The organism is Brevundimonas subvibrioides, assembly GCF_027271155.1.
GTDB lineage: Bacteria > Pseudomonadota > Alphaproteobacteria > Caulobacterales > Caulobacteraceae > Brevundimonas > Brevundimonas subvibrioides_D.
Genome location: NZ_CP114542.1, coordinates 2,819,169 through 2,842,591, shown reverse-complemented (window position 1 = coordinate 2,842,591; position 23,423 = coordinate 2,819,169). Strand labels below are relative to the sequence as shown.

The following is a 23,423-nucleotide window of genomic DNA, read 5'->3' as shown; positions in this document are numbered from 1 at the left end:
CTCAGGCGGCGGCGGGCTGACCACCCGACGCCGGACTGGCGACGGGGCGGGTGGCGGGCTGACGCGGGGCTTCGGCGACGAAGGGCCGGTCGGCGGCCGAGGCGGCGAGCTGCAGCTGCAGGCTCAGGCGTTCGGCGACGGCGGCGGCGTCCGGCAGGGCGCGCATCATCGGTTGCGGGTTGACGAAGGACCAGGGACGGACGTGCGGCCACAGGTGCGGATAGGCGATCTTGGCATCGCCCGCGAGGCCCATGGGGATGTCGCCCACGCCCTTGCTGTCCAGCTTCAGTCCCGCCGTGGCGACCGCCGAATAGGGGATGTTGAAGCATTTCGACAGGGCCACGCCGTGGCGCAGCACGAACCGCTTGTTGGTCAGGGTGTAGACCGTCGTGCGGGCCGCCAGCCAGGCGTAAAGCGTCAGCAGGCCGATCGCCAGGGCTCCTGCCACCAGGGTCATGACGCCGGAACCGACCGCCTGGGCGAGCGGAACGCCCGTCGCGAGGCCGTTGCCGATGTTCCACACGGCCAGGATGCCGAAATAGCCGCCGACCAGGTGGGTGTGCAGGGCGGTCCGCGCCAGGGTGCGCCAGTCAGGCGCCCCCTGCCACAGGATGTGTTCGCCGGCCGGCAGTTGACCGGGCAGGCCGCGGACGGGTTCGCCCGCGTGTTCATTGGGTCCGAGTTCGCTCACAGCCAGGGCTCCTGACGGTCGCGCGTCGCATACAGGTGGCCGCCGCCGTAGTAGGCGATGACGCGTTCCTCTTCGTACAGCGTGACCTGATCGGCACTTGCGGTGCCGGGGACGTCGGCGAACTGAGCCGCCGTGATGGCGCGGACCTTCACCGCGCGCGCGCCGCCGTCGACGATCGCCATGGTCATCGGCAGAAGCACCTTGCGGGCTCCAACCGCGACCTCAAGGTAGCGGATCAGCTGCTCGGAGCGGTCGACCCAGATGTCGGAGACCTCGCCGGCCTTCAGACCGTCGCAGCCCAGGACCGCCAGACCGCGCGGGTCGGTGTCGTGGCTCGAGACCAGGAAGCCTGCGGCCACGCGCAGCGGCACGATGCGCGGCGCGCCGTCGATCGTCAGGTCGGGATATTTCGGACGGTCGGCATAGCCGCCCGGCCCGATGCCGTCGATCAGCGGGTTGCCGGTCGGCTCGATCGGCGATCCGTCGGTCATGGCGCTGCGGCGCGCGGCCAGCTGGCGGGTGTCGCGGTTGTCGTCGCGCGGCAGGGTGCGGGTCCCGTGGCCGTGGGGCAGGATGAAGGTCTTGGGCCGGGCCGTGAAGAACAGGCCGCCCAGAGGCTCCTTGCGTCCGGTCACGTCGTCCTCGAGCGGATAGCCCTCGCGACGGTCCTCGCGGCGCAGATAGAAGACCAGGCCGGCGAAGAAGAGGAAAAAGGCGATGAGGCAGAACTCTGCCGCATCGAAATCACCAAAGAGGTAGGGACTGTCCATGTCAGGGTTTCCTTATGAACCGGGTCAGGCGGGCAGGTCGGCGAGGCCGAACCTGGAGGTTTCAGATGCAGTCTTGGTGGTGATGGGCGCGTAGCGGGCCAGGGGTCCGATCGCGATCAGGGCGGCGAACAACAGGCCGATCTCGAGGTGGTAGACGACGGCGTAGGAGGTGGCAGGCGAGCTCATGGCCGCGCCCAGCGCGCCGGATTCCGACAGATGGGCGACGAGGTCGCGCAGACCGCCGCCGACCAGGATGGCCAGGCCCACGGCCGTGGCCTGGACCGCGCCCCAGGCCCCCAGGGCGATGCCCGACTTGCCGTCTCTGGCCAGGGCCATGGCGGAGGTGAGGGTGCCGACCGAGAACAGGCCGCCGCCCATGCCGATCATGAAGACGCCGGCACAGAAGACCGGGATCAGCGACAGGGCACCGCCGCAGATCACGAACACGAAGGCCAGGATGCCCAGAACCATGCCGTGGCCGGCCAGGCGGTGCGGCTCTCCGCCCTTGCCCAGCTGACGGGCGGCGAAGGCCAGACCGGCCAGGGTGCCGGCCGACCAGAGCGCGGTCAGCGACGTCGTCTGTCCGACCGACAGGCCCAGAATCCTGCCGCCATAGGGTTCCAGCAGAACATCCTGCATCGAGAAGGCTGCGGCGCCCAGGCCGACGGCGACCAGCAGGCGGCTGGCGCGACCCCCGGCGGAGAACTCGGCCCAGGCCTCGCGGAACGGCGGGCGGGGTTTGTCCTTGGCCGTCAGGGCCAGGTTCTGGGCTTCCTGTTTCCACAGGGCCGTCATGTTCAGCACGATGGCCAGGACGGCCGCGCCCTGGACCACGCCGACCAGCTTCACTTCCTGAAAGTCGGCCAGGACCAGACCCATCAGCACGCCCGAGATCAGCATGCCGACCAGCAGCATGACGTAAAGCAGCGCCACGACCCGGGGCCGCGCATGCTCCGGGGCCAGATCGTTGGCGAGCGCCAGACCGGCCGTCTGCGTCGTGTGAATACCCGCGCCGACCAGCAGGAAGGCGACCATGGCGGCGATATGGCCGATCCATTCGGCACCGGTGCCGTGACCGCCCGAGATCAGCAGCGAGAAGGGCATGATGGCCAGGCCGCCGAACTGCATCAGCGATCCGAACCAGATGTAGGGACCGCGGCGCCAGCCCAGGTGCGACCGGTGGGTATCGGACTTGAAGCCGATCAGGGCGCGGAACGGGGCGAACAGGAAGGGGATGGCGACCATGGCCGCGACCAGCACGGCCGGCACGTTCAGTTCGACGATCAGCACCCGGTTCAGGGTGCCGGTCAGCAGCACGGTCGTCATCCCGACCGAGATCTGGAACAGCGACAGGCGCAGCAGGCGGCTCAGCGGCAGTTCGGTGGTCGCAGCGTCGGCGAAGGGCAGGCAGGCGTTTATCAGCCGCGCCCACTGGGCCCGGCTGTCGCCCAGTCCGGCTTTCTGCGCGGCCTTCTCGGCCACCCTTTGCAGAAGCAGGTCGTTCAGCACGAAAGCATCTCCAGGGCCTGGGAGGTGTAGAATCCACCCTGGACGCGGCGGCTGCGGCCGACGCGCCGCCCGGGCAGGGCGGCGAGGCGACGCGCCAGGGCGTCGATGTCGGCGGGCGCGATGGCCGGCGCACGGTCGGCGCGCGGGAACAGCTTGCCCATGCCCAGCATCAGCATCAGGGCCGGGGTGCGCGGGGTGACGGTGAAGATCACCGACTTGCGCGTGCGCTGACCCAGGGCCTGAAGCACGCTGACGATGTCGTCGGTCGGATAGTGGATCAGGCTGTCCATGGCCACGACGTGGTCGAAATCGCCCAGCTCCGGGGACATCATGTCGCCCGCACGCCAGTCGATCGAGCCCTTCAGGCCCGACGGTGTCCGCTCGCGGGCGATATTGACCAGGCTGGCCGAGACGTCGATGGCCACGACGTCCGCGCCGCGCCGTGCGGCCTCGACCGCCAGGGCACCCGTGCCGCAACCGGCGTCCAGGATCCGGACGCCCGTCAGATCGTCCGCCATCCACGACAGCAGGACGTTGCGCATCTCGTCGCGCCCGGCCCGCACCGTGGCGCGGATCTTCGAGACCGGCGCGTCCGAGGTCAGCTGCGCCCAGGCGTCCAGCGCCGTGCGGTCGAAATACTCTTCCAGCCGGCCCCGATACTGGTCCCAGGTCGGGGTGGTGCGGGTCTCGAGCGTCGCGGTCATTGATCGAACCCCAGGAATTCGAAGATGTCGCGATCGCGCATCGGTTCGGCCTCGATGGCCTCCATCCCGTCCCACAGTGACTGGGCCAGACGGATGTACTCGGCCTTGGCGGCTTCCAGCTCGTCCGAGCCATCCATCTCGAACACGACGGACTTCTTGAGCCGGCTGCGGCGGATTTCATCGAGGTCGCGGAAGTGGGCGATGCGCTTCAGGCCGATGGCGGCGTTGAAGCGGTCGATCTCGTCGGTGCCCGAGCTGCGGTTGGCGATGATGCCACCCAGACGGACCTGATAGTTCTTGGACTTGGCCTTGATGGCCGCGACGATGCGGTTCATCGCGAAGATGCTGTCGAAGTCGTTGGCCGTGACCACCAGCGCCCGCTCGGCGTGTTGCAGAGGGGCTGCGAAGCCGCCGCAGACCACGTCGCCCAGGACGTCGAAGATCACCACATCGGTGTCTTCCAGCAGGTGGTGTTCCTTCAGCAGCTTGACGGTCTGGCCGACGACATAGCCGCCGCAGCCGGTGCCGGCCGGCGGTCCGCCCGCCTCGACGCAGCGCACCCCGTTGAAGCCCTCATAGACATAGTCCTCGGGGCGCAGTTCCTCGGAGTGGAAATTCACCGTCTCCAGCACGTCGATGACGGTGGGGACCAGGCGCTTGGTCAGGGTGAAAGTCGAATCGTGCTTGGGGTCGCAACCGATCTGCAGCACCCGCTTGCCCAGCAGGCTGAAGGCGGCCGACAGGTTGGACGACGTCGTCGACTTGCCGATCCCGCCCTTGCCATAGACGGCGAAGACCTTGGCCGTGCCGATGTTCAGCGTGGCGTCCATCTCGACCTGGACCGATCCGGCACCGTCCGGCGGACGGCGCTTCAGGGTCTGGGGCATTTCGAGGGTGATGCTCATGGTCTGTCCTTAAGCCGCAACAGCGGGGCTGAGCCCCTCGAGGCGGTCTTCGAGTTCGTCGGCGGCATCGCGCAGCGCCTGCAGCATGGCGGCATCCGGAGCCCAGTAGTTGCGGTCGGACGCTTCCAGCAGGCGGTTGGCCATCCGCGCGGAGGCTTTCGGATTCAATTTGGCCATGCGGTCCCGCATCTCGGGATCCAGCACGAAGGTTTCGGAGATTTCCTTGTAGACCCAGGGCTGGACGTCACCGGTCGTGGCGGACCAGCCCAGCGTATTGGTGACCTGGGCCTCGATGGCACGGACGCCTTCGGAGCCATGCTTCAGCTGGCCCTCGAACCAGCGCGGGTTCAGCACGCGGGTGCGGCTTTCAAGCGTGACCTGTTCGGCCAGGGTGCGAACCTTGCCCTCGCCCTGCGTCTGGTCGCCGATATAGACGGGCGCGGCCTTGCCTCTGGCGCGCTCGGCCGACTTGGCCACGCCGCCCAGGGTGTCGACGTAATGGTCGATGGTCGTGACGCCCAGATCGACCGAGTCGAGGTTCTGATAGGCCAGGTCGATGCCGGCCAGGGCGCTGGTCAGCAAGGCCGGCTGCTTCATCGGCCGGCCGTTGCGGCCATAGGCGAAACCCTTGCGGCTCTCGAAGGCGTCGGCGAGCTCGCCCTCATCGGTCCAGGCCCCCGAGTCGATCAGGGAGTTGACCGAGGCTCCGTAGGCACCCTCGGCATTGGAGAAGACGCGAAGCGAGGCCGTTTCCATGTCGCAGCCCAGCTTCAGCTGATGCTCCAGGGCGCGTTTGCGCACGAAGTTCATCTCGACCGGCTCGTCGGCCGTGGCGGCCAGCCAGGCGGCGTCGGCCAGCATTCTGGTCTGCAGCGGCAGCAGGTCGCGGAAGATGCCGGAAACCGTGGCCACCACATCGATGCGCGGACGGACCAGCTCTTCCAGCGACACCAGCTCCGCGCCGCACAGACGGCCGTATCCGTCGAAGCGGGGGCGCGCGCCCATCAGGGCCATGGCCTGGGCGATCGGACCGCCTTCGGACTTCAGATTGTCGGTCCCCCACAGAACGATGGCCATGGATTCCGGCAGCGCACCGGTCTCTTCGCGGTGTTTGGCCAGCAGCCGGTCCGCCTGGCGCATGCCGTCGGCGACGGCGTAGGCCGAAGGGATCCGGAAGGGGTCGAAGCCGTGGATGTTGCGCCCCGTGGGCAGCATCTCGGGCGTGCGAAGCAGATCGCCGCCCGGCGACGGCATGACGTATCCGCCGTCCAGCGCCGCGATCAGCGCCTCCATCTCCGGATTGGACGACAGGGCGACGTTGGTCGCCTGCAGATGGCGGAACAGCTCGACCCCGGCGGTGTCGGAGTTCAGGCCGCTGATGCCCAGGGCCGTGCGGGCATCGGCCCCGTCGACCAGGGCCTGGACCGCCTCGCGGCCGGGCCTGGGTCCCTCGCGGGCCTCGGCCACGGCCATCAGCAGGTCGATGCGTTCGTCGCGGCTGAAGGCCTCGCCGAGGACGTGCAGGCCGTTGGGGATCAGCGTCTGTTCCAGCTCCTGCAGCGTTGCGATCAGGGCGTTGACGCGGGCGTCGTCCGATCCGTCGATCAGGTCGATGTGCAGCAGTTCGGCCGCCTCGAAGATCATCGGGTTCAGGGCGGCGCGTTCGGCCGAGGCCTCGATCTCGGTGGCGCGCCAGCGATCGACCAGGGCCTTGAGGTCCAGCAGACCCTTGTAGAGGCCCGCATCGTTGATCGGCGGCGTGATGTAGCTGATCAGGGTCGCGTTCGAGCGGCGCTTGGCGATCATGCCCTCGGACGGATTGTTGGCGGCATAGAGGTACAGGTTCGGCAGGTCGCCGATCAGACGGTCGGGCCAGCAGGCCTCCGACAGGCCGGTCTGCTTGCCGGGCATGAACTCCAGCGCGCCGTGGGTGCCGAAATGCAGCACGGCGTGCGCCCCGAAGTCCTCGCGGATCCAGCGATAGAAGGCGCTGAAGGCGTGGGTCGGCGCGAACCCGCCCTCGAACATCAGCCGCATCGGATCGCCCTCGATGCCGAAGGGCGGCTGCAGGCCGACGAAGACGTTGCCGAATTGGGCCCCCAGCACGAAGATCGACGACCCGTTGGCCAGCGACTTGCCGGGCGCGGGGCCCCAGACGGCCTCGATGTCGGACAGCCAGCGCTCGCGCGCCACATGCTCATTGGCCGGAATGCGGGCGTGGACGTTGCCGTCGGTGCCGTAACGGGCGGCGTTGCCCTCCAGCAGCGCCTCGCGCAGCGCATCGATCGTCTCGGGCACCTCGACGGTATAGCCCTCGGCCGCCAGGCGGATCAGGGTCTTGTGCAGGCTGGCCCAGACCGACATCTGGGCGGCCGTTCCGGCGGCCCCGGCATTGGGCGGGAAGTTGAACAGGACCGCGGCGATCTTTCGCCCGGCCCGTTCCGAACGGCGCAGGCGGATCATCTTGCCGACGCGATCGGCCAGGGTCCCGGCGCGCTCGGGGCAGGCGACCATGGCCTTGGCATCCATGCCGGGGAAGGTGCAGCGACGGGTGCAGCCCGTGCAGGGCGTATCCGATCCATCGGTGCGTCCGCCGAACATCATCGGCGCGATGCCGCCGTCCAGTTCGGGGATGGAGACCATCATCGTGGCCTCCAGCGGCAGCAGGCCCTGGTCGCCCGCGCTCCACTGCTGGAAGGACTGGAACTCCAGCGGATGCGCCGAGACATAGGGCACGTCGAACCTGCCGAGCGTCACGGCGGCGGCCGAGGAGTCGTTGTAGGCGGGTCCGCCGACCAGCGAGAAACCGGTCAGGTTGATCAGGGCGTCAACCGTCGGGCGGCCGTCCTTCATGAACAGCTTGTCCATGGCCGGGCGTGCATCCAGGCCGTTGGCGAAGGCCGGAATGACCTTCATGCCCCGCGCCTCGAAGGCCTCGATCACGCCGTCGTAATGCGCCGCGTCACCGGCCAGCACATAGGAGCGCAGGACGATCAGGCCGACCGTGCCGTTGCCGCCCTCGACCGCGGGCAGGGTGGCGGGCGTTTCCGACATCCGGGCCGCGGCGGTGCCGCCCATGCGCGGGTGATAGACGCCGATCTCGGGATATTCGACCGGTGCCGCCGCCTTCATGTTGCCGCGCAGGAACCGGCGCTCGCCGTCGGCGTAACGGTCCACCAGATAGCGGACCATCGACACCATGTTTTCGGTCGAGCCGGCGAACCAGTATTGCAGGGTCAGGAAATAGGCGCGGACGTCCTGGGCCGTGCCGGGCACGAAGGCCAGGATCTTGGGCAGGCGGCGCAGCATGGCCATCTGCTTCTCGCCCGGGACGCCGCCGGTCGCCTTGGTGTTTCCGCGCAGCTTCTTCAGCATCGCCAGCGGACCCTTGGTCGAGCCGTCCATGCGGTACGGGCCCATCCTGGTCAGTTTCACGACCTCGGCCGCCGACATCATGCAGACCATGGCGTCGCAGGCTTCGTTGCGTGCCTTCAGCGCCGGCAGGACCATCTGGACGTGGTCGTCGACGAACAGCATGGAGGCGATGACGATGTCGCCGGTGGCGATATCCTTCAGGCAGGCGTCGAGCGCGTGCGGGTCGCTGCCCCATTCGGAGGCGGCGTGCAGGGCGACGGTCAGGCCGGGCGCGGTCTTGCGCAATTCCTGTTCGGCCTGGGCGATGGCGCCGGCCAGGTGGTTATCGAGGGTGACGATGACGACTCGCACCTGTGGCGCGGTCTGGCCCGTCTGTGCGCGATCAGCGGCTGTAATGTGATTTCGCATCGTACAACGTCTCGACACCGATCGTCGCAAGTCCCTGCTCGACGGCGAAGCGTTCCGTGTTGCGACGGGCCTTGCCGCGCACGAAAAAGGGGATCTTCCTCAGTTCGGCCTCGGCATCGGGGGCCCAGACGATCTCGGACACGACGGCCGCGACCTCTGTCGATGCGAGGGATTGGCCCTCGGCCGCGACCGGGGCAGGGGCCGGCGTCTGCACGCCGGTTTGCGGAGCGGCGGAATGGCCGCCCAGGTGGGAGGCACCGGCTTCGTCGGAAAACTCGAAGTCGTCGCGGAACATGTGCAGCAGGTGCTCTTCCAGTCCCATGACCAGCGGATGCACCCAGGTGTCGAACAGGACGTTTGCCCCCTCGAACCCCATCTGGGGCGAGAACCGTGCCGGGTGGTCCTGGACGTGGAAGGGGGCCGAGATGACGGCGCAGGGGATGCGCAGCCGCTTGGCGATGTGACGCTCCATCTGCGAGCCCAGCACCAGTTCGGGCTGCAGGGCGGCGATGGCGTCCTCGACCTCCAGATAGTCGTCGGTGATCAGGGCGGTCAGGCCCAGGTCGGCGGCGGCGGCGCGGACCTCGCGGGCAAATTCGCGATTGTAGCAGCCCATGCCGACGACCTCGAAGCCGAGTTCCTCGGTCGCCACGCGGGCGGCGGCGATGACGTGGGTGGCGTCGCCGAACACGAAGACGCGCTTGCCGGTCAGATAGGTCGAATCGACCGAACGCGACCACCAGGGCATCCGCGAGGGGACGCCGTCCAGCACGGGCGCGGGGTCCAGCCCGGTCAGGGCGCAGACCTCGTTGATGAAGTCGATCGTCGCGCCATAGCCCAGCGGCACGGTCCTGACCGAGGGCTGGCCGCACATCTTCTCGAGCTGTCTGGCGGCTTCTCCGGCGATCTCGGGATAGAGGACGACGTTGAAGTCGGCCGCGCCCAGGCGGGCGATGTCGGCGGGCGTGGCCCCCAGCGGCGCGGTCACATGGATGTCGACGCCCATCCGCTGCAGCAGCCGGGTGATCTCGACCACATCGTCGCGGTGGCGGAACCCCAGGGCCGTGGGGCCCAGGATGTTGCAGGACGGACGGCGACCCGGCATCGGGCTGCGTTCGACGACCTGGGTCAGGTGACGGACCAGTTGGCGGAAGGTCTCGGCCGCCCCCCAGTTTTCCTTCTTCTGATAGCTGGGCAGTTCGAGCGGAATGACCGGGATCGGCAGGCCGATGGCCAAGGCCATGCCGGCCGGATCGTCCTGGATCAGTTCGGCCGTGCAGGAGGCCCCGACGATCATGGCCTGGGGCTGGAAACGGGCATGGGCGTCAATGACGGCGGTCTTGAACAGTTCGGCCGTGTCGGTGCCCAGGTCGCGCGCCTGGAAGGTGGTGTAGGTGACCGGCGGCCGCGCGCCGCGCCGCTCGATCATCGTGAACAGCAGGTCGGCATAGGTGTCGCCCTGGGGCGCGTGCAGGACGTAGTGCAGCCCCTCCATCGCCGTGGCGATCCGCATCGCGCCGACGTGGGGTGGGCCTTCATAGGTCCAGACGGTCAGTTGCATGACGCAGCCTCACGTCGTGCCGCCCGGGCCGGGACGATGGCGTCCGACAGACGGTCGCGGCGGTTCAGCGGGCGGGCGAACAGCTCGGCCAGATCGGCGGCCTGGTCGAAGCCGTGCACCGGCGAGAAGACCAGCTCGATGGACCATTTGGTCGTCAGGCCTTCCATCTCCAGCGGGTTGGCCAGACCCAGGCCGCAGACCGACAGGTCGGGGCGGGCCTCGCGGCAGCGGTCCAGCTGGCGATCCACGTCCTGGCCTTCGCTGAGGCGGGTCGCCGACGGCAGCAGCGGCAGTTCCCGGGCCAGATGCGTGCGGTGCAGATAGGGGGTGCCGACTTCCAGGGGGATCATGCCCAGTTCGCGGGACAGGAACCGCGCCAGCGGCACCTCCAGCTGCGAGTCCGGGAAGAAGAAGATCGACTTGCCCTCCAGCGCGGGCCGGACCTTTTCCAGCGCGCGGGCGGCGCGTTCGCGGCCAGGCGCGACGACAGCGCGAAACTTCAGTTCGTCGACCCCGAAGGCCACGGCGGCGGCGTGCAGCCAGTCGGTCGTGCCCTCGGCCCCGAACGGGAACAGGGCGTCCAGACGGACCGCGCCGCGATCCTCCAGCGCCCGGGCCGTGTCGCCCAGGAAGGGCTGGGCCACCAGGAAGCGGGTGTTGGGCCCGACGGCGGGCAGGTCGGCGATCTTGCGGGCGGGCAGGGAATCGACGCGCTCGATGCCCATGGCGGCGAACAGGCGGCGGAACTGGTCCTCGACCACGTCGGGCAGGGCCCCGACGATCAGCAGACTCTGCGGCGCATTGGCCGGTGCCTCGGCCATCTGCGGCACGAGGGCGGCCAGACAGGCGTCCTCGCCCTGGGTGAAGGTCGTCTCGATGCCGCTGCCGGAATAGTTGAGCACGCGGACGGCGGGGCTGTGTTTTTCGGACAGGCGACCGGCGGCGCGCGACAGGTCCAGCTTGATGACCTCCGACGGGCAGGAGCCGACCAGGAACAGCAGCTTGATGTCGGGGCGGCGCGCCAGAAGGCGGTCGACGACCCGGTCCAGCTCGTCATTGGTGTCCGTCAGACCCGCGAGATCCTTCTCCTCCATGATGGCGGTGGCGAAGCGCGGCTCGGCGAAGATCATCACGCCCGCCGCCGACTGGATCAGATGAGCGCAGGTCCGCGAACCGACGACCAGAAAGAAGGCGTCCTGCATCTTGCGGTGCAGCCAGACGATTCCGGTTAGTCCACAGAAGACTTCGCGTTGTCCCCGCTCGCGCAGAACCGGCGTCTCGGCGCAGCCGCCGGTCGGCGCGGGCCGGTCGAGGACGAAGGCCTCGCTCATGCGGCGACCATCGTGTTTTTCGCGGGCGCTTCCAGCCGCGCCATCCGCAGTTTCCAGATGAACTGGGCCGCGTTGATGACATAGGTCGCATAGGCCGCCAGAGCCAGGATCAGCTGCTCGCGCGGGGTGCCGACATGCAGCAGGACCGCGCCCAGATAGGCGGTGTGCAGGGCCAGCACGAGCATGGAGAAGACGTCCTCCCAGAAGAAGGACGGGGCGAACAGGTAACGGCCGAACACGACCTTCTCCCAGATCGCGCCGGTGACCATGATCGTATAGAGCAGGGCCGTCTTGACCAGAACCGAGATCGTCGCGGCCATCGCGCCTTCACCCGTCGCCAGATAGCGGATGACGAAGAAAACGCTGACGCCGAACGCCAGGAACTGGACCGGTGCCAGGATGCCCTGGACCAGGGTCCAGACCGTCTGGTCCCGGCGGAGGCGTTCCTCGGGTGTGTAGAGCGGCCGGGTCATCATGCTGATGCCCGCACCCACGTCGCTGACGCTGTGCTGGCCTGTATGAGCCGTCCAAGGACATGGGGCCAGGCGATCGATCAGACCGCTGAACCGCCGGCTGAGCAGACCCCGAACACCCCCTTGGGAAGCATCGCTGTGGCCGCCTGAATGATGGATCGCGCTCGATGACATCGACCGACTCCGGTCGCCCCCCGATAGAGGCGATATCGAAACCTAGGTCGGTCGCCACGCATGTGTCAAATAGATTGGACGTAAATCCAGATTGACACTTCCGGACCGACCTCCGGGGTTGACTCGCTGCCGGAATGATGGACCCAATGTCGCCTGTAAGTGGAAGTGACGTGCGTGCGTGGATTGCCGAAGATCCTTCGAGATCGCCTCTCGGGCGACGGATCCGGACCAAAGCGCGAGACGGCCCGACAACCTTCTCCCAAAAGGTCGCCGGTTGGATGAGGAAACACTTCGCCGGGTGGATGGGGATCTCGCCTGACGTAAGAGATCACGCTCCGGGGAGGAGGGTCGATGGCCTACGTTAATCGCGCCGGGGGCGCACGCGATCGATCTCCCACATCGTCGGGTGATGGCGACAACGTCGTCCGGTTCCGTCGATCCGAGTCCGGCCTGTCGGGCGTCCCGTCGCCGATCGACCTGGCCCAGCTGATCGAGGGCGAGATCATTCCCCGTCTTCTGGCCGCGCACCAGAACGGTCGCAGCGAAGTCATTCCGATGAATCTGGGCGTTGTGGTGTCGGCCGAGCTTGAAAGCTTTGCGCACCAGACGATGACGCTGGACCTGTCTGCGCTGGTCGATCAGGTCGAAATGCTGGTCCGGCGCGGCGTATCGGTCGAAGGCATCTATTTCGAACTGTTGTCGCCGGCCGCCAAATTGCTGGGCGAGTGGTGGGAACAGGATATCTGCACGTTCGCCGACGTGACCGTGGGTCTGTGTCGCCTGCAGCAGCTCGTCTATGAATATGCCGATCGCGTCCACGTCGAGGGCGGCGGCGGCGACGGCCGTACGGCCCTGTTCGCCCTGACGCCGGGCGACCAGCATTCGCTGGGCCTCATCATGGTGGTCGAGTATTTCCGTCAGGCCGGCTGGCGGACCATCTGCATGCCCGACGCGACGGCACTGGATCTGGAAGACATCGTCCAGACGGAACGCTTCGACCTGATCGGCTTCTCCATGGCCAATGAACGCTGGCTGGAGCCCCTGACCCCCCTGATCTCGCGCCTTCGCGCCGTGTCCAGGAATGCGTCGGTCCGGGTCATGGTGGGGGGGCGCGCCTTCGCCGGAAATCCCGACCGGGTTGCAATGGTCGGGGCCGATCAGACCGCTGGCGATGCCCGAGAGGCCGTTCTGGCAGCAGCGCGGCTATTCGCCCCGCAGCACTCCGCCGCTTGAACAAGCGCCACCCGACCCGTAATGGCGCTGGATGACCATGCTTTCGTCCCCGTCGGTCACCATACCGTTTCGGCAGCCGAAGACGGCGCTTGAGGGACTGACGGCGGAGGCGACCGCCGGGGTGGTGGCTGCCGCCAGCGATGTCGCCCTGTTGCTGGACAGCGATGGGATCGTCCGGGATTTATCCGTATCTTCCAACGACCTGGCCCGAAATGGCATCGGTGACTGGATGAACCGGTCATGGATCGACACGGTCACCGACGAGAGCCGCCACAAGATTTCCGAGATGCTGGCCGACGTCGCTTCGGGCAAGCCCGCCCGCTGGCGCGAGGTCAATCATCCTGCGGATGACGGCGAAGTGCCGATTCGTTATTTCGCCTTCAGCGCAGGTTCCGAAGGCCGCGTGATCGTGCTTGGGCGCGATTTGCAGGGCTCGGCCATGTTGCAACAGCGGCTGATTCAGGTGCAGCAATCGGTCGAGCGGGACTACCTGAGGCTGCGTCAGGCCGAAGCCCGATACCGGCTCCTGTTCCAGAGCGCGGCCGAGGCCGTGCTGATCCTCGATGCGCCGACCCGCAAGGTCAGGGAGGCCAATCCCGCCGTGGCGCGGATCGCCGGCCGCGAAGAGGGCAGCGTCGTCGGTCAGGGGTTCGCCACCCTGCTCGACCCCGCGAGCGTGAGCGCCGCCACCGATCTGCTGGATGGCGCAACAAGCAGCACAGGCAGTGAGGCGATCAAGGTCAAGCTGGCCAATGGCGAGACCTGCCTGTTGTCCGCTTCGATGTTCCGTCACGACCGGACCTCGTCGCTGCTGGTGCGGCTGACGCCCGATGCCATCGCCCAGGGAATCGATCCCAATGCGACCCTGACGGCCGTGCTGTCGCGCATCTCCGACGCCTTCGTCGTCACCGACACCGACCTGCGCATCCTGACGGCCAACCCGGCCTTCCTGGACCTGACCCATCTGGCCAGCCGCGAGGAGGCTACGAACCTCCCGCTGGACCGGTTCCTGGGCCGCCCGCAGATCGACCTGAAGATCATGCTGGCCCAGTTGCGCGACCACGGTGCCCTGCGCAACTTCGCCACTGTCATCCGCAGCCAGTTCGGCGATCAGGAGGACGTGGAGGTCACCGCCGTGGTGGTGCCTGACGACACCCAGCCGACCTATGGCTTCAGCATCCGCAACGTGGCGCGTCGCATGGCCGAGGCCCCCGTCGCGCCCGCCATCGGCGGGGCGGTGTCGCAGTCGGTCGAGCAGCTGACCCACCTGATCGGCCGCGTGCCGATGAAGGACATCGTGCGCGATTCGACCGACCTGATCGAAAAGCTTTGCATCGAGGCGGCGCTGACCCTGACCTCGGACAACCGCGCCTCGGCCGCCGATGTCCTGGGCCTCAGCCGCCAGAGCCTGTATTCCAAGCTTCGTCGCTACGGCCTGGGCGATCTGGACGACTGATCCGCGATCATCGGCGCGCCCGGCCGTCCGGGCGACCGATCCTGTCGCACCTCTGATCCAGACTGCCGGTGCGGTCGATGCGCTGGAGAAGCAGGAGTCACTTTTCCTGACTCCAGCACCACCCGAAACTGTCAATCCAAGTTGACACTTTCGGCTGTCCAGTGCGACGGTGCGAAATGGCCAGCACGCTCGACGCGCCCTCGATTTCCGTGCCCTCTCCGGCCGCCGTGCTGGAGCTGTTCAAGCCTGTCACCTGGTTCCCGCCGATGTGGGCCTTCATGTGCGGCGTCGTCTCCTCGGGCATGCCGTTCCAGGGGCGCTGGCTGTTCCTGATCGCCGGTATCGCCCTGACCGGACCCCTGGTCTGCGCCACCAGCCAGGCCGTCAACGACTGGTTCGACCGCCATGTCGATGCGATCAACGAGCCGAACCGCCCGATCCCGTCGGGCCGCATTCCCGGGCGCTGGGGCCTTTACATCGCCATCATCTGGACGGTCCTGTCGGTGGTCGTCGCGGCCCTGACCGGACCCTGGGTGCTGGGCGCCACCCTTCTGGGTCTGGCCCTGGCCTGGGCCTACAGCGCCCCGCCCCTGCGGCTGAAGCGGGACGGCGTGGCCGGGCCGTTCGCGGTGGCCCTGTCCTATGAAGGTCTGACCTGGTTCACGGGCGCGGCCGTCATGGCAGGGGCCCTGCCGCATGCTCCGGTCCTCATCCTGGCCGCCCTCTACAGCTTCGGGGCCTATGGCATCATGGTCCTGAACGACTTCAAGGCGGTCGAGGGTGACCGGCTGCTGGGTCTGAAATCCCTGCCCGCAGAGCTGGGCGTCGAGTCCGCCGCCCGCATCGCCTGCGCCGTCATGGCCGCGCCCCAGGTCATCGTCGTGACCCTGCTGCTGGTCGCCTGGGACCGCCCGTGGCATGGCCTGGCCGTCGGCGTCCTGCTGGCGATCCAGTTCGTCCTGATGGCGCGGCTGCTTGGCGACCCGAAGAAATTCACCCCCTGGTACAACGCCACGGGCACCACCCTCTACGTCATCGGCATGCTGGTCTCGGCCTTTGCCGTGCGCGGCATCATCGGAGCGGGCGCATGAACGACAGGCCTCTGGGTTGGCTCGGGATAGTCCGGCTGGGTCTGGTCCAGACCGCACTGGGCTCGATCGTCGTCCTGACCACCTCGACCCTGAACCGCATCATGATGGTCGAGCTGGCCCTGCCCGCCGTCCTGCCTGCCGCTCTGGTCGCCTGGCATTATGCGGTGCAGCTGTCGCGCCCGCGCTGGGGCCACGGGTCGGACGGCGGAGCCCGCCGCACGCCCTGGATCGTCGGCGGTATGGGCGTCCTGGCCATGGGCGGGCTGCTGGCCGCCAACGCCACGGCCCTGATGAGCGCCTCGCCGGTCCCGGGCATCCTGCTGGCCATTCTCGCCTTCAGCCTGATCGGGGCGGGCGTCGGTGCAGCGGGCACCTCGCTGCTGGCTCTGCTCGCCACCCGTGTCGCGCCGACGCGTCGGCCCGCCGCCGCCGCCATCACCTGGATCATGATGGTCATGGGCATTGCCGCCACCGCGGGCATCGCGGGTGGCATGCTGGATCCGTTCTCCATGCAGCGCCTGGCGATGATATCGGGCGTCGTCTCGCTGGGCGCCTTTCTGTTGACGCTCGCCGCCGTGGCCGGGGTCGAGAAGACGCCGGCGGTGGTTGCCGAACCGTCCGAGCCAAAGGTCGACTTCATGGTCGCCCTGAAGGAGACCCTGGCCGACGGTCAGGCCCGGCGCTTCACGATCTTCGTGCTGATCTCCATGATCGCCTACAGCGCCCAGGACCTGATTCTTGAGCCTTTCGCCGGACTGGTGTTCGGCATGACGCCGGGCCAGTCGACCCAGATGTCGGGCATGCAGCACGGCGGCGTGCTTCTGGGCATGATCCTGGTCGGGGCAGCGGGCGGCTTCGTCGGCGGGCGAGGGCAGGGCTGGATGCGGGGCTGGACCCTGGCCGGCTGCGGCGGCTCCGCCCTGGCCCTGGCAGCTTTGGCGATCGCCGCGCGGGTCGGCCCGGGCTGGCCGATCGCGCCGACCGTCTTTGCCCTCGGCGTGTTCAACGGTGTCTTCGCCGTCGCCGCCATCGGTTCGATGATGGCGCTGGCCGGTGAGGGCAAGGGTCGGCGCGAAGGCATTCGGATGGGTGTCTGGGGCGCGGCCCAGGCCGTCGGCTTCGGCGCGGGCGGCTTCTTCGGCGCCGTTGCTGTCGACATCGGCCGTCGCCTGTTCGCACAGGACGCCTCCGCCTTTGGCCTCGTCTTCGCGGTCGAGGCCAGCCTGTTCATCGTCTCGGCCGTGATTGCCGCCCGTATCGGCGCACCGGCCGCAGCCCCTCAAACCCCATCCATCGGAGCGCGTCATGTCCAGGCCTGAACCCGGTATCGTCGCCGAGACCTTCGATTGCGTCGTCGTCGGCGGCGGACCGTCCGGATCGACCGCCGCCCGCCACCTGGCCTCACAGGGTCGCACGGTCCTGCTGCTGGATCGCCAGGGGCGCATCAAGCCCTGCGGCGGGGCCATCCCGCCCCGGCTGATCAGGGACTTCGACATCCCCGACAGCCTGATCTGCGCCAGGGCCAACGAGGCCCGGATGATCGCCCCCTCCGACCGGCGCGTGCACATGCCGATCGAGGGCGGCTACGTCGGCATGGTCAACCGCGAGGCGTTCGACGAATGGCTGCGCGCCCGGGCCGAGAGCGCCGGGGCCCAGCGCCGCACCGGCACCTTCGACCGCATCGAGCGCGAGGCCGACGGATCGGCCCTCGTCCTGTACCGTCCGGCGGGTGCCGCCAAGGACGATCCGGCCATCACGGTCCGCGCCCGCACCATCATCGGAGCCGACGGCGCCCGCTCCAACGTCGCGGCCCAGGCCGTGAAGGGGGCGGACCGGCAACGCTACGTCTTCGCCTATCACGAGATCATCAAGGCCCCCGCCGCCGGCACCGCCGACTTCGAGGCCAGCCGTTGCGACGTCTGGTATCAGGGCAAGCTGTCGCCGGACTTCTACGCCTGGATCTTCCCGCACGGCGACACCGCCTCGATCGGCGTGGGCTCGATGCAGAAGGGCTTCTCCCTGCGGACGGCCGTCACCGCGCTGCGCAAGGTCGCCGGCCTGACCGACTGCGAGACCGTGCGTACCGAGGGCGCGCCGATCCCGCTGAAGCCGATGAAACGCTGGGACAACGGCAGGGATGTCGTGCTCGCCGGCGATGCGGCAGGCGTCGTCGCGCCGGCATCCGGCGAAGGCATCTACTACGCCATGGAGGGCGGCAGGCTGGCGGCGGAAGCCGTCGAGGCGACCCTGGCCACCGGCAAGGCGTCAGCCCTCGGGAGCGCCCGCAAGCGATTCATGAAGGCCCACGGCAAGGTCTTCCTGGTGCTCGGCGTCATGCAGCATTTCTGGTACCGCTCCGACAAGCGGCGCGAGCGCTTCGTCAGCCTGTGCGACGATCCCGATATCCAGGAACTGACCTGGCAAGCCTATATGAACAAGGAGCTGGTCAAGGCGAAACCCGCCGCCCACGCCCGCATCTTCTTCAAGGACATGGGTCACCTGCTGGGCCTGCGTCCGGCATGATCGGCGTCGCGCCCGGCCGATGAGCGACTTCTTTGCCAGCGCTCATGCCGTCGATCTGATCCTCGCCATCATGGCGATCGAGGCCGCCGTGCTGCTGGCGACCAGACGCATGACGCCTTACGGAATGCTGCTCGTGTTCGGACCCGGCGTCTGCATCCTGCTGGCCGCGCGCGCGGCCCTGGTCGGGGCGGACTGGGGGTGGATCGCGCTGGCGCTGGCGGCGTCCTTCCCGCTGCACCTGCTGGACCTGCGTCGCCGCCTGTCCCGCTGACCGCACAACAAAAAAGGCCCCGGCGTTTCCGCCGGGGCCTCTGGTCTTCAACCAATCGAAACGATCAGGCCTGCGTCTTCAGATAGGCGATGACGTTGGCGCGGTCCTGCGGGTTCTTCAGGCCGACGAAGCTCATCTTCGTGCCCGGAATGTAGGCGCGCGGGTTTTCCAGATACTCGAACAGGGTCTGCTCATCCCACACCTTGCCGCTGTTCTTGTTGGCGACGGAGTAGTTGTAGCCCTCGATGCTGCCCGAGTGACGGCCGACGACGCCATGCAGCGACGGACCGACGCGGTTCACGCCGGCTTCGATCGCGTGGCAGGTGCGGCATTGGGCGAAGGTGCGCTGACCCGCGGCGGCGTCGCCGGTGAAGCTGGCGAACTGCAGGGTCGCGCCGGGCGCGGCGGCAGGGGCCGTCGCGGCTGCGGGCGTCGTGGCGGGCGCAGGGGCCGGAGCCTCGACCGGAGCGGTCGCGGGCGCGGCGGCCTGTTCGGCGGGCGCGGCGGCCTTGTCTTCACCGCCGCCCGAGCAGGCAGTCAGTCCAAGCAAGGCACTTGCGGCCACCATGCTCACGATACCAAAACGACGCATAGATACAGCTCCCTGGGTTTATTTGGCGCGAGATTAGACCCGCGCCACCCGGTGTCAACTGCGGCGCATACGGTCCCGTTCCGGAATCGCACCGCCGAACCGCCGCAGGGTCAATGCTCCTTCTCCAGCCTGTGCCGCCAGGCCGTCAGGCCGATCCAGACGCCCAGCGCCAGTATGGGTGCGATGATGCCCTGGGCCACCGTTGCATCGAACCGGGACCAGACATGCTCGACCGCCTTCAGCGGAAAGCCCAGCAGGCCGATGGCATAGTAGGCGATGGCCACGGTCGAGAATCCCTCGACCGCCTGCTGCAGCTTCAGGGAGGTTCCCGCCCGCCGGTCCATGGAGGCCAGAAGGGCCGCGCTGGTCGCCTCGGCCGCTACCTCGACGCGGGTGTTCAGCATCTGCGCCATGCGGGCGATCCGGTCGATCGTGGCGCGCTGGCGCTCGGCCACCGCGTCGCAGGTCCGCATGGCCGGGTCCAGCCGCCGCTGCATGAATTCGCCCAGCGTCAACAGGCCCTCGATATGATGCTCCCGCAGCATCTCGATCCGTTCCCGGACGATGCCGTGATAGGCGGCCGCCGCGCCGAACCGGAAGCCGGTGCGCCCGATCAGGGCCTCGGTCTCTCCGGCCAGGCCCGACAACTGATCCAGCAACTGCCGGTCGGCTTCCGGGTCCGAATCCTCTGACAGTCGATGCGCCAGTTCGGCCGCCCGGCGCTCGATCGCGGCCAGTTCGCCGCTGGCCTGACCGGCCACCGGAAAGGCCAGCAGGGCCATCAGACGATAGGTCTCGATTTCCAGCAGCCCCTGCACCAGCCGCCCGGTCAGGGCCGCGTCGCCCGCGTGGGCCAGCATCAGGAACCGGGTCATGCCCCCGGCGTCGGGCCGGAAATCGGTCAGGGCGATCGCCGCGCCATCCGCCAGGCTGGCGCCGACGGCCTCTACGCCGAACAGGGCGGCGGTGGCCTTCTCGTCGACAGCGGGCCAGACCTCCAGCCGCGTCGCGACCAGAACGTCGCCTGGTATCTGCGCCAGCCAGTCCTCGGGCGCGAGGTCCATCGCCGTCTCCGCGAACGGCGTCGTCCCCGTCGGCGTGCGGAAAAACGTCCAGGTCGACAGCTCCGTATGGCGCTCCCAGCGCAGCCGCCACATGCCGGCATCCAGCGCGCACCATCGGGCGCCGGGGCCGGGCTCGGACTGACCCAGGCGGCGGCAGAGGGCGGTCATGTGCTCGCGGTCGCGCGCCTCTCCGTCCTGACCGGCCAGGGTGGCGATCCGGGTGACGAGGGCCGGTCCGACCAGAGGGGTGAAGGGCCGGGCATGGGCTTCGGCCAGCAGGGCGTCGCGCTGCGGATGATAGCGCCAGCTTCTGGCGGACCCGGACGCACTGGCCATTTCGTCCCCCATCGCATCCCTCGCCCTACCGCGACGCGTTGACCCGAACGGTCATGCATGAAACCGTAACTGTCAAACGGATTGGACACTGATGCGCGTCGTCTTCCCCTTCTCGGCCATCGTCGGCCAGTCGGACATGAAACAGGCCCTCCTGCTGGCGGCCGTGGACAGGACCCTGGGCGGGGTCATGGTGTTCGGCGACCGGGGATCAGGAAAAACGACGGCGGTGCGCGGTTTGGCCGCGCTGTTGCCTGCCCTTCCGGTCATCGCCGGCTGTCGCTTCAACTGCGAGCCGGACCGGCCCAGCCCGGCCTGCGACGGCGTGTGCAAACATGCCGGGGTCGGAACCACGCCTTCGCCGGTCGTGGACATGCCGCTGGGTGCCACGGAGGACCGGGTGGTCGGCGCGCTGGACCTGGAACGCGCCCTGACACTGGGGGAGAAGGCGTTCGAACCCGGACTGCTGGCCCGGGCCAACCGCGGTTTCCTCTACATCGACGAGATCAACCTGCTGGAAGACCATCTGGTCGACCTGCTGCTCGACGTCGCCCAGTCGGGCGAGAATGTGGTCGAGCGCGAGGGCCTCAGCGTCCGCCATCCGGCCCGGTTCGTTCTGGTCGGTTCCGGCAACCCGGAGGAGGGCGAGCTGCGGCCCCAGTTGCTGGACCGGTTCGGCCTGTCGGTCGAGGTGCGTACGCCCGACACCCTGGCCGAGCGCGTGGAGGTCGTGAAGCGCCGCGACGCCTTCGACCGCGATCCCGAAGGTTTCTCCAAAGCCTGGAAGAGCAAGGACGCCACCATCCGCAGGAAGGTCGCTGCCGCCCAGAACCGGCTGGATGCCATCGTGGTGCCCGATGCGGTTCTGGAGATGGGCTCGCGCCTGTGCATGGCCGTTGGGGCCGACGGTCTGCGAGGGGAACTGACCCTGCTGCGCGCCTCCCGGGCCAGGGCTGCGCTGGATGGGCGGGATGCCGTCACCGAAGCCGATCTGCGCCAGATCGCGCCGATGGCCCTGCGTCACCGGTTGCGGCGCGGACCGCTGGACGAGCAGGCCTCCACCGTGCGGATCGAGCGCGCCATGGACGAGCTGCTGGCGGCATGACCGGGGCCGACGCCCAGGCCGGGGCGGCCCAGGATCTGTGGGCCGACGCCATGCTGGCCGCTGCGCTGCTGGCGGTGGACCCCGGTCTCGGGGGCGTGGCGATCAGGGCCGGCCCGGGGCCGACGCGGGACGCCTGGCTCAGCGGATTTCGCGCCCTTCACACCGTCGACACGCCCTGGCGGCGGATGCCGCCGGGAATCGGCGATGACCGTCTGCTGGGCGGGCTCGACCTGGCGGCGGCGCTCGGAGCGGGCCAGCGCGTGCTCCAGCGCGGCGTGCTGGCCGAGGCGGATGGCGGGGTGGTCATCGCCCCCATGGCCGAGCGGATGGCGACCGCCACGGCCGCGCGGCTGGCCGCAGCGATCGAGGACGGGGGCGTCCGTGTCGAGCGCGACGGGGTGGCCGAGCGACTGCCGACCCGTTTTGTGCTGGTGGCCCTGGACGAGGGCCTCGAGGACGAACTCCCGCCCGAGGCCCTGATGGAGCGGCTGGCCTTCCGCATCGCACTGGACTCCGTCGGCCACCGCGACGCCCTGCCGATCAGTGCCACCCCCGATGACATTGCCGAGGCCCGCGCCGCCCTGGCCGAGGTCGCCCCTCCCGGCGAAGACGCCATCCATGCGATCTGCTCGGCCGCCGAGGCTCTGGGCGTCTGGTCGCTGCGGGCACCTCGCCTGGCCTTGCGCACCGCCGCGGCCCTCGCCGCGCTGGAGGGCCGCGATGTCATCGAGCGGGACGACCTGTCGAACGCCGCCCGGCTGGTCCTGAGCCCGCGCGCCACCCGCATTCCTGCACCGCCCGAGGCCGAACCCGATACGGCCGAGGCTCAACCCGAAGCCGACGATGCCGACACGCCGCAAGACCCGGAGACGGGGGGCGAGGACGATGGTCCGGACGACACCGATCGGGGGCAGGGCGCTCTGGACGACATCGTGCTGGAGGCGGCCCGCGCGGCCTTGCCCGAAAGCCTGGAGGATCTGTGGCTGGCCACCGGTGCCGTATCCCGCGCTGCGCCGGCCAGATCCGGCGCTTCGGGCGCGCGTCTTCCTGCCGCCAGGCGGGGTCGTCGCATCGGCACCCGTCCCGGCCAGCCGGATGGATCGGCCGGTCTGGATCTGGTGGAAACGCTGAAGGCCGCAGCGCCCTGGCAGCGGCTGCGCGGCAAGCAGACCGGATCGGCCGGGTCGCTCCGGGTGCGCCGCGACGACTTCCGCATCCGCCGCTTCGAGCAGCGCTCGGAATCGACGGTGATCTTCGTGGTCGATGCCTCGGGCTCGGCTGCCCTGCAGAGACTGGCCGAGACCAAGGGCGCGGTCGAGCTACTGCTGGCCGAGGCCTATGTGCGACGGACGCAGGTGGCCCTGATCGCTTTCCGGGGAGAGGGGGCAGACCTGCTGCTGCCACCGACCCGGTCGCTGGCCCGCGCCCGCAGGCAGCTGGCTGAACTGGCCGGAGGCGGGGCGACGCCGCTGGCGGCCGGGCTGGAAACGGCGGCCATGCTGGGTGTGGCCGAAAGGGCCAAGGGCCGCACCCCGCTGCTGGTCTTCATGACCGACGGGCGCGGCAATATTGCGCTCGATGGCGGGGCCTTCCGGACCCGCGCCGAACAGGACGCTCTGAACGCCTGTCGCCGCATCCGCTCCGCCGGTCTGCGGGCTGCGCTGATCGACATTTCCGCCCGCCCGCGCGGCGAAGGGGCCAGACTGGCCGAAGCGATGGGCGCGACCTTCGCGGCCCTGCCCTATGTCGAGGCCGGGCGGGTCCGCGATGTCGTCCGGTCTCTGGAGGACTGACCGTGGCCTCAGCGACCCTCGGGCGGGCGGACCTCGGCGATGGCGCCGTCGGGCGACGTCT

Annotated in this window: 19 protein-coding genes; 8 read left to right on the top strand and 11 right to left on the bottom strand. The window is 68.9% G+C overall.

Annotated elements, in window-relative coordinates; translation table 11 throughout:
- Position 1: 1 nt before the first annotated feature.
- Genes puhB through bchF form a run of 9 tightly spaced genes read right to left on the bottom strand, consistent with a single transcriptional unit; the run spans position 2 to position 11,730 of the window.
- Complete coding sequence (puhB, locus tag O3139_RS14085; RefSeq protein WP_269514729.1) at positions 2-691, bottom strand: photosynthetic complex putative assembly protein PuhB; 690 nt, start codon at positions 689-691, stop codon at positions 2-4.
- A complete protein-coding gene (gene puhA, locus O3139_RS14080) occupies positions 688-1,461 on the bottom strand; it encodes a photosynthetic reaction center subunit H (RefSeq protein WP_269514728.1) in 774 nt (257 codons plus the stop codon). Before puhA ends, puhB begins: the two co-directional genes overlap by 4 nt.
- A gap of 24 nt (positions 1,462-1,485) precedes the next feature.
- The gene (locus O3139_RS14075; protein ID WP_269514727.1) at positions 1,486-2,970 is read right to left on the bottom strand and encodes a BCD family MFS transporter; all 1,485 of its coding nucleotides are present in this window, start codon (positions 2,968-2,970) and stop codon (positions 1,486-1,488) included.
- The gene (gene bchM / locus O3139_RS14070; protein ID WP_269514726.1) at positions 2,964-3,674 is read right to left on the bottom strand and encodes a magnesium protoporphyrin IX methyltransferase; all 711 of its coding nucleotides are present in this window, start codon (positions 3,672-3,674) and stop codon (positions 2,964-2,966) included. Before bchM ends, O3139_RS14075 begins: the two co-directional genes overlap by 7 nt.
- Positions 3,671-4,561, bottom strand: a complete 891-nt coding sequence (bchL, locus tag O3139_RS14065) for a ferredoxin:protochlorophyllide reductase (ATP-dependent) iron-sulfur ATP-binding protein (protein WP_269516496.1) — start codon at positions 4,559-4,561, stop codon at positions 3,671-3,673. Before bchL ends, bchM begins: the two co-directional genes overlap by 4 nt.
- A gap of 27 nt (positions 4,562-4,588) precedes the next feature.
- The gene (locus O3139_RS14060) at positions 4,589-8,362 is read right to left on the bottom strand and encodes a magnesium chelatase subunit H (protein WP_269514725.1); all 3,774 of its coding nucleotides are present in this window, start codon (positions 8,360-8,362) and stop codon (positions 4,589-4,591) included.
- Positions 8,337-9,923: a ferredoxin:protochlorophyllide reductase (ATP-dependent) subunit B gene (bchB, locus tag O3139_RS14055; protein WP_269514724.1), complete on the bottom strand. Its 1,587-nt coding sequence runs from the start codon at positions 9,921-9,923 to the stop codon at positions 8,337-8,339. The genes O3139_RS14060 and bchB overlap by 26 nt, the downstream gene beginning before the upstream one ends.
- Positions 9,914-11,254: a ferredoxin:protochlorophyllide reductase (ATP-dependent) subunit N gene (locus O3139_RS14050; RefSeq protein ID WP_269514723.1), complete on the bottom strand. Its 1,341-nt coding sequence runs from the start codon at positions 11,252-11,254 to the stop codon at positions 9,914-9,916. The genes bchB and O3139_RS14050 overlap by 10 nt, the downstream gene beginning before the upstream one ends.
- Entirely contained in the window at positions 11,251-11,730 is a 480-nt protein-coding gene (gene bchF / locus O3139_RS14045) for a 2-vinyl bacteriochlorophyllide hydratase (RefSeq protein ID WP_269514722.1), read from the bottom strand. The genes O3139_RS14050 and bchF overlap by 4 nt, the downstream gene beginning before the upstream one ends.
- 522 nt (positions 11,731-12,252) lie before the next feature.
- Between bchF and O3139_RS14040 the strand changes: the two genes are divergently transcribed.
- From O3139_RS14040 to O3139_RS14015, 6 genes are all read left to right on the top strand, one after another.
- Positions 12,253-13,134 (top strand): cobalamin B12-binding domain-containing protein, encoded by an 882-nt coding sequence (locus O3139_RS14040; RefSeq protein WP_269514721.1) that lies wholly within the window; start codon positions 12,253-12,255, stop codon positions 13,132-13,134.
- Between the two features lie 37 nt (positions 13,135-13,171).
- Positions 13,172-14,590 (top strand): transcriptional regulator PpsR, encoded by a 1,419-nt coding sequence (gene ppsR, locus O3139_RS14035; protein WP_269514720.1) that lies wholly within the window; start codon positions 13,172-13,174, stop codon positions 14,588-14,590.
- A 176-nt stretch (positions 14,591-14,766) separates the two neighbouring features.
- Entirely contained in the window at positions 14,767-15,681 is a 915-nt protein-coding gene (chlG, locus tag O3139_RS14030; protein WP_269514719.1) for a chlorophyll synthase ChlG, read from the top strand.
- Positions 15,678-17,000 carry a BCD family MFS transporter gene (locus O3139_RS14025; protein WP_269514718.1) on the top strand — a complete coding sequence of 441 codons (1,323 nt, stop codon included), beginning with the start codon at positions 15,678-15,680 and terminating at the stop codon, positions 16,998-17,000. Before chlG ends, O3139_RS14025 begins: the two co-directional genes overlap by 4 nt.
- Positions 16,987-18,204, top strand: a complete 1,218-nt coding sequence (locus O3139_RS14020) for a geranylgeranyl diphosphate reductase (RefSeq protein ID WP_269514717.1) — start codon at positions 16,987-16,989, stop codon at positions 18,202-18,204. Before O3139_RS14025 ends, O3139_RS14020 begins: the two co-directional genes overlap by 14 nt.
- 19 nt (positions 18,205-18,223) lie before the next feature.
- Positions 18,224-18,475, top strand: a complete 252-nt coding sequence (locus O3139_RS14015) for a hypothetical protein (protein WP_269514716.1) — start codon at positions 18,224-18,226, stop codon at positions 18,473-18,475.
- A gap of 64 nt (positions 18,476-18,539) precedes the next feature.
- On the opposite strand, the gene O3139_RS14010 is transcribed toward O3139_RS14015, so the two are convergent.
- Complete coding sequence (locus O3139_RS14010) at positions 18,540-19,025, bottom strand: c-type cytochrome (protein ID WP_269514715.1); 486 nt, start codon at positions 19,023-19,025, stop codon at positions 18,540-18,542.
- Positions 19,026-19,177: 152 nt separating this feature from the next.
- Positions 19,178-20,467, bottom strand: coding sequence for a DUF3422 family protein (locus O3139_RS14005; RefSeq protein WP_269514714.1), 1,290 nt, complete (start codon positions 20,465-20,467; stop codon positions 19,178-19,180).
- 91 nt (positions 20,468-20,558) lie between these two features.
- Here O3139_RS14005 and bchI point away from each other — a divergent pair, with 91 nt between their 5' ends.
- Positions 20,559-21,569 (top strand): magnesium chelatase ATPase subunit I, encoded by a 1,011-nt coding sequence (gene bchI / locus O3139_RS14000; protein ID WP_269514713.1) that lies wholly within the window; start codon positions 20,559-20,561, stop codon positions 21,567-21,569.
- The gene (locus tag O3139_RS13995) at positions 21,566-23,362 is read left to right on the top strand and encodes a magnesium chelatase subunit D (protein ID WP_269514712.1); all 1,797 of its coding nucleotides are present in this window, start codon (positions 21,566-21,568) and stop codon (positions 23,360-23,362) included. Before bchI ends, O3139_RS13995 begins: the two co-directional genes overlap by 4 nt.
- Positions 23,363-23,423: the final 61 nt, after the last annotated feature.

Bases quoted from the DNA above. Each gene is read 5' to 3' on its own strand.
- puhA (WP_269514728.1), bottom strand. From the start codon at position 1,461: ATGGACAGTCCCTACCTCTTTGGTGATTTCGATGCGGCAGAGTTCTGC.
- bchM (WP_269514726.1), bottom strand. From the start codon at position 3,674: ATGACCGCGACGCTCGAGACCCGCACCACCCCGACCTGGGACCAGTAT.
- bchL (WP_269516496.1), bottom strand. From the start codon at position 4,561: ATGCCCCAGACCCTGAAGCGCCGTCCGCCGGACGGTGCCGGATCGGTC.
- O3139_RS14060 (WP_269514725.1), bottom strand. From the start codon at position 8,362: ATGCGAAATCACATTACAGCCGCTGATCGCGCACAGACGGGCCAGACC.
- bchB (WP_269514724.1), bottom strand. From the start codon at position 9,923: ATGCAACTGACCGTCTGGACCTATGAAGGCCCACCCCACGTCGGCGCG.
- O3139_RS14050 (WP_269514723.1), bottom strand. From the start codon at position 11,254: ATGAGCGAGGCCTTCGTCCTCGACCGGCCCGCGCCGACCGGCGGCTGC.
- bchF (WP_269514722.1), bottom strand. From the start codon at position 11,730: ATGATGACCCGGCCGCTCTACACACCCGAGGAACGCCTCCGCCGGGAC.
- O3139_RS14040 (WP_269514721.1), top strand. From the start codon at position 12,253: ATGGCCTACGTTAATCGCGCCGGGGGCGCACGCGATCGATCTCCCACA.
- ppsR (WP_269514720.1), top strand. From the start codon at position 13,172: ATGCTTTCGTCCCCGTCGGTCACCATACCGTTTCGGCAGCCGAAGACG.
- chlG (WP_269514719.1), top strand. From the start codon at position 14,767: ATGGCCAGCACGCTCGACGCGCCCTCGATTTCCGTGCCCTCTCCGGCC.
- O3139_RS14025 (WP_269514718.1), top strand. From the start codon at position 15,678: ATGAACGACAGGCCTCTGGGTTGGCTCGGGATAGTCCGGCTGGGTCTG.
- O3139_RS14020 (WP_269514717.1), top strand. From the start codon at position 16,987: ATGTCCAGGCCTGAACCCGGTATCGTCGCCGAGACCTTCGATTGCGTC.
- O3139_RS14015 (WP_269514716.1), top strand. From the start codon at position 18,224: ATGAGCGACTTCTTTGCCAGCGCTCATGCCGTCGATCTGATCCTCGCC.
- O3139_RS14005 (WP_269514714.1), bottom strand. From the start codon at position 20,467: ATGGCCAGTGCGTCCGGGTCCGCCAGAAGCTGGCGCTATCATCCGCAG.
- bchI (WP_269514713.1), top strand. From the start codon at position 20,559: ATGCGCGTCGTCTTCCCCTTCTCGGCCATCGTCGGCCAGTCGGACATG.
- O3139_RS13995 (WP_269514712.1), top strand. From the start codon at position 21,566: ATGACCGGGGCCGACGCCCAGGCCGGGGCGGCCCAGGATCTGTGGGCC.